The organism is Alkalibacter rhizosphaerae (assembly GCF_017352215.1).
Lineage (GTDB): Bacteria > Bacillota > Clostridia > Eubacteriales > Alkalibacteraceae > Alkalibacter > Alkalibacter rhizosphaerae.
The window spans coordinates 515,860-528,939 of record NZ_CP071444.1; the positions used below are offsets into that span (position 1 = coordinate 515,860).

The 13,080-nt window shown below is 47.0% G+C and carries 9 protein-coding genes; 2 read left to right on the plus strand and 7 right to left on the minus strand.

Annotated elements, in window-relative coordinates:
* The first annotated feature begins 2 nt into the window (after window positions 1-2).
* Window positions 3-437 (plus strand): ACT domain-containing protein, encoded by a 435-nt coding sequence (locus tag J0B03_RS02585; RefSeq protein WP_246798166.1) that lies wholly within the window; start codon window positions 3-5, stop codon window positions 435-437.
* Between the two features lie 50 nt (window positions 438-487).
* Here J0B03_RS02585 and J0B03_RS02590 read toward each other — a convergent pair whose 3' ends face one another.
* From J0B03_RS02590 to J0B03_RS02605, 4 genes are all read right to left on the minus strand, one after another.
* The gene (locus J0B03_RS02590; protein WP_445082440.1) at window positions 488-1,726 is read right to left on the minus strand and encodes an ammonium transporter; all 1,239 of its coding nucleotides are present in this window, start codon (window positions 1,724-1,726) and stop codon (window positions 488-490) included.
* A gap of 29 nt (window positions 1,727-1,755) precedes the next feature.
* A complete protein-coding gene (locus J0B03_RS02595; RefSeq protein WP_207300317.1) occupies window positions 1,756-2,106 on the minus strand; it encodes a P-II family nitrogen regulator in 351 nt (116 codons plus the stop codon).
* A 177-nt stretch (window positions 2,107-2,283) separates the two neighbouring features.
* Window positions 2,284-3,654 carry an MFS transporter gene (locus J0B03_RS02600; protein ID WP_207300318.1) on the minus strand — a complete coding sequence of 457 codons (1,371 nt, stop codon included), beginning with the start codon at window positions 3,652-3,654 and terminating at the stop codon, window positions 2,284-2,286.
* Window positions 3,655-3,857: 203 nt separating this feature from the next.
* Window positions 3,858-5,252, minus strand: coding sequence for an SLC13 family permease (locus J0B03_RS02605; protein WP_207300319.1), 1,395 nt, complete (start codon window positions 5,250-5,252; stop codon window positions 3,858-3,860).
* Window positions 5,253-5,442: 190 nt separating this feature from the next.
* On the opposite strand from J0B03_RS02605, the gene J0B03_RS02610 reads away from it, so the two are divergent.
* Complete coding sequence (locus J0B03_RS02610; protein WP_207300320.1) at window positions 5,443-6,123, plus strand: TetR family transcriptional regulator; 681 nt, start codon at window positions 5,443-5,445, stop codon at window positions 6,121-6,123.
* Window positions 6,124-6,147: 24 nt separating this feature from the next.
* On the opposite strand, the gene J0B03_RS02615 is transcribed toward J0B03_RS02610, so the two are convergent.
* The 3 genes from J0B03_RS02615 to J0B03_RS02625 form a co-directional block, all read right to left on the minus strand.
* Window positions 6,148-7,632, minus strand: coding sequence for a glutamate synthase subunit beta (locus J0B03_RS02615; RefSeq protein ID WP_207300321.1), 1,485 nt, complete (start codon window positions 7,630-7,632; stop codon window positions 6,148-6,150).
* 11 nt (window positions 7,633-7,643) lie between these two features.
* A complete protein-coding gene (gene gltB / locus J0B03_RS02620; RefSeq protein WP_207300322.1) occupies window positions 7,644-12,224 on the minus strand; it encodes a glutamate synthase large subunit in 4,581 nt (1,526 codons plus the stop codon).
* 140 nt (window positions 12,225-12,364) lie between these two features.
* The gene (locus tag J0B03_RS02625; protein WP_207300323.1) at window positions 12,365-13,072 is read right to left on the minus strand and encodes an ABC transporter ATP-binding protein; all 708 of its coding nucleotides are present in this window, start codon (window positions 13,070-13,072) and stop codon (window positions 12,365-12,367) included.
* Window positions 13,073-13,080: the final 8 nt, after the last annotated feature.

Consider the following 13,080-nt stretch of genomic DNA (forward strand, 5'->3'; position numbering starts at 1 on the left):
GCATGTTGACCAAATATTTGATCGTAAGTAAAGAAATTTTACCCACCTATTATGATAAAGTCATCGAGGCCCGAAACCTGATCGACAGCGGAAAAGTTGAAAACGTCAGCGATGCGGTAAAAGCCGTCGGCATCAGTCGAAGCACCTATTATAAATACAAAGATCACGTCTTTTCTCCTTCCACCCAATTTGGTCGAAAGGCGACCCTTAGTTTCGTCCTGGATCACAAGAAAGGAGTTCTGTCCCATCTGCTCAACTTGATGGCGGAAGAAGGCGCAAACATATTGACGATCAGCCAGGATATTCCCATTCACCAAAGAGCCATCGTGAACATGACCATCGACGTCTTGGACATGCAAAACTCTCTGGATTATCTCGTCGATCGATTGAAGGAATTGGATGGTGTATCCAAAGCGAAATTGCTGGCAATAGAATAAGAAAGCAGCCTCTATATAGAAGCTGCTTTCTCTTATTTTACTACCGCCTGTTATTCGTGGACGATGGCCTTCAGTTGAAAATCTGCATAGCTTTCCATGCCGTGTTCTGTAATATCCAATCCTTCCAATTCTTCCACTTTTGAGACTCGAAGTCCTATGGTTGCATCGATGACTTTGAACAGGATAAACGCACCTGTCATGGTCCATGCAGCAACAGCCACCACTCCAATGGCTTGCACTCCCAACAATGCAAATCCGCCTCCGTACAACAATCCGCCATCTACAGCAAAGAAACCGACCAGAAGCGTCCCAAGAGCTCCACATACGCCATGAACACTGATGGCTCCCACCGGATCATCCACTTTCAAAACATGATCCACAAATTCCACCGCAAAAACGATGACGATCCCCGCAATGCCACCGATGGCCGCAGCACCCATGGGAGATACGGCTGCCGTTCCTGCCGTGATCCCCACCAGGCCTGCCAAGGCACCGTTGAGGGTCATGCTGACGTCAGGTTTTCCGTATTTGATCCAAGTGATGATCATGGACATGATCGCCCCCATGGCTGCTGCCAGGTTTGTTGTCACAAAAATTCCAGCAATAGCTTGGGCATTCTCCGGACCGGAGGCTGCCAACTGGGATCCAGGATTGAATCCAAACCATCCAAACCATAGAATGAAAACGCCCAATGCTCCCAAGGTGATGCTGTGACCCGGGATGACTTTAGCTTTTCCGTCCTTGGTATATTTTCCGATCCTGGGTCCGATGATCTTCGCTCCTACCAGAGCCGCCCAACCACCGACAGAATGGACCACGGTGGATCCGGCAAAATCGACAAATCCCAACTCCGACAGAAAGCCTCCACCCCAAACCCAGTGTCCCACCACAGGGTATATGATCAAAGATATGAAAAAGCTGTAACTCAAATAGGAGATGAATTTTGTACGTTCCGCCATGGCTCCGGAAACGATGGTCGCTGCCGTTGCACAAAAGACGGTTTGGAAAATCAAAAATGCAAAAGTAGGTACCCCAAAATCATATGTATTTCTCGCAAACAGATCCAAACCACCGATAAAACCGCCCATGGAGTCTCCAAACATGATGCCGAAACCAAAGGCCCAATATACAACGGATCCGACGGCAAAATCCATCATGTTCTTCATGATGATGTTGCCTGCATTTTTTGCTCTGGTAAAACCTGTTTCCACCATGGCAAATCCTGCCTGCATGAAAAACACCAGTGCCGCTCCCAATAAAACCCAAACTGTATCCAAAGAATATGCCAAATCCATGTTCATCCCTCCACTTTCCACATTTAGTTTAGTGCGTCCACGCCTTCTTCACCGGTGCGTATCCGTATGACATTCTGCAATTCATAAATAAATATTTTTCCGGAACCGATCTCTGAAGATCCCAGCACTTCCTTCGCCACTCGTACCACTTCATCCACCGGTACTACGGATACCACTACTTCCACCTTGACTTTTGGCAATAAATCGATTTTGTATTCATTGCCCCGATAGAATTCCGTTTTCCCCTTCTGCCTCCCGCAACCCAGCACTTGGGTCACGGTCATGCCGGTGATCCCGATGGCATTCAACCCTTCTTTTAAATCCTCCAGCCTGCTGTTTCTTGTGATGATCTCGATTTTCGTTAGCTTTGTCACGGATTTCCCTCCTTTTAATAAAAAAGGCGTCTGCAACCATGGTTGGTTGCAGACGCCTTTGTCCACGAGAACGAAAAACGGCCTGTATAAAATTATACAGACCGCTTTGTCTCATTTACTTTTAATATACGTAGTTTAAGCTGTTTCTTGCAAAATGTCAAGTATATTTTTAATCAATTATTGATCTTTTTTGCGTGCCGCAATTTCAGCCTGCATTTCTGCCTGTTTCTCCGGGGAGATCTTGTACAGGAAGAAAATAACGATCAATCCGAAAAAGATAAAGATCGCAGGGATCAAGGCAATACCATTCTTTATTCCATTGATCAACTGCTCTGTCGGTGCCATGTCGGCAATATAACCGGCAGAAGTCAGGATGGCAGTGATGATGACGCTTCTTACGAAGATGGCGGTCTTGATAGGCATGCTGATCAGGGACATAACGAATCCTCTGGCATTCTTGCCTGTTTTCCACTCACCGTAATCGGCAGTGTTTCCATACATTGCAGGTCCCAAAGCATCCGGCATTCCATATCCCAAATAACCAATAAACATGACGATCAGGAATGTAGTGTAGTTCATTGGCAGAGCCCATACGATCAGCAACGCGATAACGAACAGAGACAAAGAGATCATGTAAGTAACTTTCTCCCCAAATTTCTTGGCCAATGGATTCGCTAAAAGAGCGCCTACGAAGGTGACCACATTCAATCCCAGGAAGAAGAAGGCAAGTCCGGCCAGGTTGTCGATGACATATTTGAAGTAATAGAAAGCCAAACCAAAGATGATGAATCTTCCCAAGTATCTTCCCAATTCTGCCAACATCAAGCCGATCAACGGTGGATTCACAACGATTTGACCAAACATTTCTTTGGCGCTGAGCTTGTCCGCCTTTTGTCCGCCCGGCTTGGCTAAACCATGAAATCCATAGTCTTTGGTCAAGAAGAACAGGGTGTAATAGGTGATGATCATGATGGATGCCCCTAAAATAGTGGTCAGGGTATATCCCAAAGCTGGTGTAGTTGCCGCACCAAAGGTATTGATCAGCGTGGTTCCAAAATAAGAAAATGCGATGGCGCCGATAGCGTTGAACATCCCCCGGTTGGAAGACATGCTGATCCGCTCTTCCCGAACAGTGGTCATGGAGTTGTTCATGGCGATATGGGCTGCGTAGAAAACGTTCCAGATCAAGTGGCTGACAATAAAGCCGATGGATACCAATACTGCTGTCATAGTGGGATTACCGAATTTGGTAAACTGCATGATGAAGAAGATCGCAGCAAAGGGTGGTCCCACAAGCAACCAGGAACGATAGCGACCCCACTTCATGTTGCTCTTGTCCAAAATAACGCCGGCAGTCGGCACCCAGACAATGTCAAAGATACTGGTGATCATCAAAACGGTTCCGGCCAAAGCGGCTGGGATCAGTGCAAAGTCGGTCAAAAATGCTGCGAAGAAGAAAACTTCCATGTTGACCATTACTTGAAAACCAAATGATGGCAATCCGTAAAGGTTGATGACACTTTTTTTCAAAGCTTTTTCTTGATTCATTCTTTTCTCTCCTTTTCTAAAATATTTTTTTATAAATATAAATGATGAACCTCCCTTTTGTGATGCTTGAAATCGTCTGCAAACAACACAAAACGGAATAATATTACTGTTATATAATATTACTCCGCTTGTCATTTGTCAAGATTTTATTGAAATTAGTTATTTATTTTCAATTATACTAGTATTACCCTCGAGAGGCGAAATTACATCAATCCCAATATGCTCAGGGCGATGGGTACCCATATGGCTACGATAACTGCCAGAAACAACTGAATGAAGGCTGTAACCTTTGGCATATCCTGCATTTTGTAGTATCCGGTCATATAGGTCAACAATGGAACCGTATCCAGTGGTAGCAAATAACAGTTTGCCACAGTCAGTCCCAACACCATCATGAGGAACACTGGAGAAATGCCGATGCTTACTGCCAACCCGACAAACGGTGCAGACAGCAATGGGATCAGTGCTGGCGCGACTGGAACGATGATGAGCATCAAGAAAACGATGATCCCAGCCACAAATCCGATCCCGATGGTCGGAAGATTCAGCGTTTGCGGGAAAAAGTTGGCAACAAGCCATTGGCTGACTCCATTGGAGATCAACGCACCACCTATAGTGATGACGCTACCCACCAGGAAAAATGCCGGCCAACTGACACTGGCCAGAAACTCATCCCATGTAATGATCTCGAATCCGGGAATGAACAAAAATGCAAAACCAACCAAAGCCACGATGGTGATATTGAATACTGGAAACCAGGAGCTCAAGATCCAAAGAGTGAACATGATCGTCATCAGAAGGAGCACATAGCGTTCCTTGGCATCCATTTTTTCCGGAACATCCAGTGTGTCCACATAGTCCATGATGTCCTTTTCCGGTATCTCAACAACAGGATAGATCTTCAACAAGATGAACCAGGCAAAAGGCAGTACTACCAAAACCACAGGCACCCCTATGACCATCCACTCCAGGAATGTTACAGACGCTCCCGTCAATTCTTCCAAGAAGCTCAAAGTCATCAGGTTCAAGGAAGAACCGGCCGGAGTCAACATCCCACCAATCATGCCGGCTACCGGCAATGCGATCATAAATGTTTTTCCAGTCTTTCTTCGGTCTTCCTCTCTTTTGTAGATCTGCAGGAAACCTAAAACGATGCTGATGAACACGGCAGTAGCTGCCACGTTGGATATGACGGAAGAAACGACAGCAATGGTGATCATGACAGCAAGCATGACCCGTTTTACATTTTTTCCGAATGTTTTAATCAAGACTTTCAGCAATCGATTGGAAAGTGGCACTTTCGTCAAGGCCCTGGATATTCCAAAGGATGCCAAAACAAAGAAGACGATGGGATTGGTAAACCCACCCAATGCCGCCGGTATGGTCGGAACGGCTTTAAACAACACCAACAATGGAATGCTCAACAAACAGGTCACCCCTATGGGTATCGGTTCCGTGATCAATAAAACAATAACCGTAAATAAAATTCCTAAAGTATTCCGGCCGCCGATAGACAGGGTTTCAGACGCAGGCAGAAAATTCATTCCGATCAGAATTGCCAATGCCAAAATGAGTCCGATGATTTGCGATTTTTTCATGTAAATCCTCCTTTGATGTAATTTTTCATGCTTGCTTTACAAGATATTCTCAATACGTTATAATTTTGTATACGGAAGCGAGTTATATACATATAAAATTATAACATCTATATTCTATATTATGTTGTAAACGATGTCAATTATATTAAATCTATTAATTAATTATGTGTAAATAAATGGAGGCCGGCATATGGCACAGTACAAAAAAGGTATCGAAACCAAGCATCGGATCCTATCTTCCAGTAAAAAATTGTTCTACCAAAAGGGATATACCCAAACATCCTGTAAGGCCATTTGTGAAGATGCCGGAGTAAACGTAGGACTGATCCCTTATTATTTCCGCAACAAGAACAGCATTGCATCCATCATTTATTCCTACTTCCTGATCGATGTGAAGGAAATGGTCCAGAAGATCATTTTGGAACAGGGTATTCCTTACGAGTTGAAGTATGCCACAGCCGTGGAGAACTGGGTCTATATGAGCCTGCTGTTGAAGGACGACAGATACAAGCGCTTTTACTATGAAATATGTCGCGACCACGTACTCATCGACGAGAATACCCGGGTCATCGAGTTTTTTTTCAAACTTCACAACAACAAGTACAATCTAGGATTTACCAGCAACGAAATCAAGCTCATTCGCGTCGTTTCCGTTGCTGCAGGAATGAGCCTGGTGGAAAAATACGCCCAAGGATACTTTGACATGTCTTTGGAATCCTTGATCGAATACAAGATCCGGATCATGTATCGGGAATTGAATCATACCCCGAAAGACATCGATGAGATCATTAAGACATCTTACGAAATATTTCAAAACCTGGATTTGGTACTGATGGAAAATTTCCGACTTCAACGAAAAAAACCGGATTGATCTCCGGTTTTTTCTTGTCTATGATCATTTTATCATGCTTTTCCCTGTCAAATATACATCCACTTCTTTCGCCGCCAGTTTACCCTCCTGGATGGCCCATACCACCAGGCTTTGTCCTCTTCTGGCATCCCCAGCAGTAAACACTTTCTCCTCACTGGTCTCAAAATCGCCGTAAGCCGCCAAAATATTGCTTCGGCCATCCCTCTTTAGGTGCAAGGCTTCTACCAGCGTGTCTTCCGGTCCTAAAAACCCCATGGCCATTAAAACCAGATCCGCTTTCCAAACCTTTTCGCTGCCTTCCACTTCTACCGGCACCATGGACCCTGCAGGGTTTTTCTTCCATTCGATTTGGACCGTGTGGACTTCTTTCACGTTACCAAGGTCATCACCTACGATGCGTTTCGTGTTGATCAAGTATTGTCTCGGGTCATCCCCGTACAAGGCCGCAGCCTCTTCTTGGCCGTAATCCATTTTTTGTTTTTTTGGCCATTCCGGCCACGGATTGGTTTCTGGATCTCGCTTGTCCGCCGGCTTGGGCATGATCTCAAATTGGTAGACGCTGTTGCACCCATGCCGGATGGCCGTCCCCACGCAATCCGTTCCCGTATCGCCGCCTCCGATCACCAAAACGTCTTTCCCCTTGGGGTCGATGTACTTTCCATCTTGAAAGTTGGAATCCAGCAAACTTTTCGTATTTGCCGTCAAGAAATCCACCGCATAATGTACACCCTTCAGATCGGCTCCTTCCACTTGAAGTCCCCTGGCCTTTGTGGCACCGCAACAAAGGACCACCGCGTCAAACTCCTCGACCAAAGACGCTGCCGACTTTGTTTTCCCGATTTCGCAGTTTAGGGCAAAATCGATGCCGGCTTCTTCCATGATCCGGATCCGTCGCTCCACGATCTGCTTTTCCAGCTTCATGTTGGGGATACCATACATCAGCAAGCCGCCAGGACGATCGTTGCGTTCAAAAACTGTGACCCGATGTCCTACCGCGTTCAAATAATAGGCGGTAGACAGACCAGCCGGACCAGACCCTACGATCGCCACCTTTTTGCCGGTCCTTTTTGGAGTTGCTGGTCCTACCCATCCGTTCCTGAAAGCTGTCTCAATGATCTCGTATTCGATGTTGCTGATGGTCACCGATTCCATTTGATAGCCCTCTGTACAGCTGCCTTCACAGGGGGCAGGGCATACCCTGGAGGTGAATTCCGGAAAGGGATTGGTCCTTTCCAACCGCTTATACGCCTCTTCCCACTGGTTGCGATAGACCAGATCGTTCCATTCCGGGATCAAGTTTTTCACCGGGCAACCAGCAGCCATACCCGCCAGAAGAACACCCCCATGGCAAAAGGGTATCCCGCAATCCATACATCTTGCGCCTTGGACCTGCATTTCTTCCTTGGACAAAGGGATCCGAAATTCGTTCCAGTCCTGGATCCGGTCTTCCGGATCCCTTTTATTTTGTTCTTTACGGTCGTATTCTAAAAATCCAGTCGTTTTTCCCATGTTTATCCCCCCTAATTCCCACTGACTCGGGAAACATCTTTGTAATTCTCTTCAAATGCCATCATCCAGGCTTCGTCGCCGGAAAGTCCAGCCTGATGCGCCTTTTCGATGTTTTCCAACATTCTCTTGTAGTCTTTGGGAATCACTTTCGTAAAACGCTCACTGTAGCTTGACCAGTTGTGCAGGATCTTTTTACCCAGGGTGCTGTTGGTATATCGTACGTGGTTCTCGATAAATGTTTTGACCTCGTCCTTTTCTTGGGTAGATCCCAGTTTTTCCATCCACACCATGGCATTGTTGCAATTTTGCTCATCCAGATCCAATACATAAGCAATTCCGCCGGACATTCCGGCTGCAAAATTTCGTCCCACATCTCCCAGTATAACGACGCTGCCTCCGGTCATGTACTCGCAACCATGATCCCCAACGCCTTCCACTACAGCATTCATGCCACTGTTTCGAACACAAAATCGCTCTCCGGCAATGCCTTTGATGTACGCTTCACCGCTGGTTGCCCCATAAAAGGCAACGTTGCCGATCAAAATATTGTCTTCCGGCACAAAGGTTGCGTTTTTAGGCGGATACACCAATACTTTTCCGCCGGACAATCCCTTGCCGATATAATCGTTGGCGTCCCCTTCCAATTCCAAGGTGATCCCCTGGGGTATGAAAGATCCGAAACTTTGGCCGGCCGACCCGACGAACACCACTTTTATGGTGTCTTCCGGGAGACCTTTTTCTCCAAATCTTCTGGTCACTTCACTTCCGATAATGGTACCGACCACCCGATTCGTATTGTTGATCTTCAATTTTGCTCGGATGGGCTTTTCGTTCTCCAAAGCAGGCTTGCACATACGGAGCAATTTCTGCATGTCCAAAGACTCCTCCAAATTATGGTTTTGGACCGATGTATTGTACCGTCCTGTATCTGCTGGAACATAAGGCTGGTACAAAAGGGAGGAAAGATCCAATCTTGCCGCTTTCCAATGGTTGACGTTGTCTTTTGGTCGAAGACGGTCGGATCGTCCAACTACGTCTATGATTCGTCGAAATCCCATTTTGGCCATGATTTCCCGCATCTCCTGGGCGATGAACTCCATGAAATTTACGACGTATTCCGGCTTTCCGGTAAAATATTTTCTCAATTTTTCATCTTGTGTTGCAACGCCTACAGGGCATGTGTTCAGATTGCATACACGCATCATGATGCATCCTAATACGATCAACGGGGTGGTCGCAAATCCGAACTCTTCTGCACCCAACATGGCGGCAACGATCACGTCCTTGCCGGTCAACAGCTTGCCGTCTGTTTCCAAAACCACTCGATCCCTCAGCCGATTCAACAAGAGGGTCTGGTGGGTTTCCGCCAAGCCCAGCTCCCAGGGCAATCCGGTATTTCGGATGCTGGTTCTTGGGGAAGCTCCCGTCCCCCCGTCATAGCCACTGATGAGGATCACATCGGCTTTCCCTTTTGCCACACCGGCGGCAATGGTCCCCACACCCACTTCTGAAACCAATTTTACGTTGATCCTTGCATTCCGGTTGGCATTTTTCAAATCGTGGATCAACTCCGCCAAATCTTCGATGGAGTAGATGTCGTGGTGTGGAGGCGGTGAGATCAACCCCACGCCAGGGGTGGAATGTCTGGTTTTGGCAATGGACGGATACACTTTCCTTCCAGGCAACTGACCGCCTTCTCCTGGTTTTGCTCCCTGGGCCATCTTGATTTGGATCTCTTTGGCGTGGATCAGATAATTGCTGGTCACACCGAATCTTCCAGAAGCCACCTGCTTGATGGCGCTGCATTTGGAATCTCCGTTTTCCAGAGGTTTGAACCGTTCAATATCTTCTCCGCCTTCTCCAGTATTGCTCTTGCCGCCCAGTCGATTCATGGCAATGGCCAGGCACTCATGGGCTTCCTTGCTGATGGAACCATAAGACATGGCTCCGGTTTTGAACCTTTTGACGATGTCTTCCACCGGTTCCACTTCTTCAATGGGGATGGCGTCTCCAGGGCGGATGTTGAAATCCAGCAGGTGGCGCAGCGTATAGATCTCTTCGTTGTTGATCTTCTGAGAATAGGCTTTGAACCCTGCGTAATCTCCTTCCCTGCAGGCTTTTTGAAGCATATACACCGTCTCCGGATTGTACAAGTGGACTTCTCCATCCTCCTTGCACTGAAAATATCCACCGATTTCCAGGGTGTCTTTGAAAAGGGCACCTTCTCCGAATGCGCTCTCATGGCGCATCCTGTTTTCGATGGCGATCTCCTTCAACCCGATTCCTTCCAGTCTGGAAGGTGTCATGGTGAAGTACTTGTCCACCAGATCCCTTTTCAGGCCGATGGCTTCAAATATCTGGGCTCCATGGTAGCTTCTCATGGTAGATATCCCCATCTTGGTCAAAACCTTCAGAATGCCCTTTACAGACGCCTTGATGTAGCTCTCTTTTGCTGCTTCTTTGGTTTTCCCCTCCAACAACCCTTTTTCGTGAAGGTCGTTGATGGTATCGAATGCCAGATAGGGGTTGATTGCCGTAACACCATAACCGATCAGTGTACAAAAATGATGGACTTCACGGGGTTCTCCCGATTCCACCACGATGCCAACTCTGGTTCTTATCTCTCGTCGGATCAGGTGGTGATGCAAGGCGGAGGAGGCCAACAATGCAGGTATTCCCGCCACTTTCTCGTCCACTCCCCGGTCGGAAAGAATAAGGATGTTGCAACCTTCCTCCATGGCTTTGTCCGCCTGCTTGCAGATCCTGTCCAAAGCTCTTTCCAGGGTTTGTTCTTCCCCGGCAGGGTCATAGAGCATGGAGATGGTGGTGGCTTTTAAACGCTTGTTGTTCAATTTTTTTATGGTTTGCAACTGGGCATTGTTCAAAATGGGATGGTCCAGAAACAAGCTGTTGAAGTCGGGATCCTGGGGATCCAGTAAATTTCCCGAACCGCCCAACAGCAAACTGGCAGAAGTGACGATCTCCTCCCGGATCCCGTCGATGGGCGGATTGGTCACTTGGGCAAACAGCTGTTTGAAATAAAGATACAGCATCTGAGGCTTTTCCGATAAAACAGCCAGAGGGGAATCCATTCCCATGGACCCCAATGGATCGATGCCCTCCACCGTCATGGGCAATAAGATCTTGGTGATGTCTTCAAAGGTATATCCGAAAGCTTTTTGGAGGGATACCAGATCTTTTGGGATCATCGTTTTCTTCTCCACTTCTGTCGGTAATGCTTTCAGGTCGGTGATCCGCTGTGTTGCCCACTCGTCATAAGGATGAAGCAGGGCAATGTTCTTTTTGATTTCCTCGTCAGATATGATCCGTTGTTGTTTCGTATCGATGAGGAGCATCTTACCGGGTTCCAGACGACCCTTTCTCTCCACATTCTCCGGCTTTATATCCAGCACGCCCACTTCAGAGGCCAATATGACCTTGTCGTCTTTTGTCACGTAATATCGGGACGGGCGCAATCCGTTTCGGTCCAGTACGGCACCAATGACCGTTCCATCCGTAAAACCCATGGCGGCCGGACCATCCCATGGCTCCATGATAAAATTGTTGAACTCGTAAAAACTGCGTTTTTCCGGCGACATCCGATGATTTTTCTCCCATGGCTCCGGGATCATCATCATGATGGCGTGAGGCAGGCTGCGACCCATCAAATACATGAATTCCAGACTGTTGTCAAACATGGAAGAATCGCTGCCAGTTTCATCCACGATGGGATACACCTTGTTCAAATCGTCAAAAAGATGGGATTTCAAACATTGTTGTCTTGCCTTCATCCAGTTGACATTGCCGCGAATGGTATTGATCTCCCCGTTATGGACAAGATAGCGGTTGGGGTGGGCCCTTTCCCAACTGGGAAAGGTATTGGTGCTGAATCGAGAGTGGACCATGGCCAAGGACGACACAAAATCCAGATCCGACAGATCCAGATAAAATCGCCGCAATTGAGCTGCCGTCAACATTCCCTTGTAAACGATGGTCTTGGAAGAGAGACTGGCTACATAAAACATGCCTCCCTTCTCTTCCCCCATGGGAACGATTTTTTTCTCCGCTCTTTTTCGAATCACATATAGCTTGCGCTCAAATGACAACCCGTCTTCCAATTCCTTGTTTTTTTCAATAAAAACCTGTATGAACCGCGGCATGACGGCTTTGGCTCCTTCGCCGACTTCCGTCTTGTCCACTGGTACTTCCCGCCATCCAAGGATCGTTTGACCTTCTTCTTCCACAATTTTTTCGAAGATCTCCTTTTGCGTTTGGCGAAAATCGTCATAGCGGTGGGCAAAGATCATCCCTACTCCGTAAGATCCCTCCTCCGGCAAATCAAATCCCAGAACCTGGCATTCCCTTTTATAAAAGTCATGAGGGATCTGGACCATGATCCCTGCACCGTCACCTGTATGTTCATCGGCTCCGCTGGCTCCCCGATGGCTCAAGTTTTCCAAAACGGTCAGGGCATCGTCGATGATGTCGTGGGCTTTTTCCCCTTTGATATGTGCAACAAATCCCATGCCGCAGGCATCCCGTTCCATTAATGGATCGTACAATCCCTGTTTTTTTGGTATTGCGTTAAACATGCTTCCACATCCTCACTTTGTTTGAATTTTCAGAATATTTTGCTTTTAGTTATTATAGACGCTTTTATAATGTAATTCAAACACTTTTTTCATGTAATCAATTACATCTTTACATGAAAAAAGAGGATGAAAAAACTTTTTCACCCTCCCAAATATGCTTTTTTGATCTCGTCCCGATTCATCAATTCCTTTGCATCGCCCTGCATGACGATCTTTCCCGTCTCCAGTACATAAGCCCGATCCGCGATCTGAAGTGCGCGGTTCGCATTCTGTTCCACCAGCAAAATGGTGGTCCCTGCATTGTTGATCTCTTCGATGATGTTGAAGATCTCATCCACTAAAATGGGGGCCAGTCCCATGGAAGGTTCATCCATCAAGAGGATCTCCGGTTTGGACATCAATGCCCGGCCGATGGCCAGCATCTGTTGTTCTCCGCCGCTCAAGGTTCCTGCAGTCTGGCTCCTTCGTTCCTTCAATCGGGGAAAACGGGTGAAAACCACTTCCATTTCCTGGGCCAGTTGGGCCTTGGTTTCTTTGCGTATGAAAGCTCCCATCTCCAAGTTTTCCAAGACCGTCATTTGGGAAAAGATCCGGCGACCTTCCGGTGCATGGGCCAGTCCCATTTTGATCATGTTATAGGGCTGGATGCTCTTGATGTTTTCTCCTTTGAAGATCACATCCCCGCTGGTGGGCTTCAATATTTTGGACAAGGTTTTTAAAATCGTGGTCTTTCCGGCGCCATTGGCCCCGATCAAGGTGACGATCTCCTTGTGCTTCACTTCAAAGCTTATATTTTTGATGGCATGTATTTTGCCGTAGTGAACGTCGATGTTCTGCACTTGAAGCATGGCTTCCT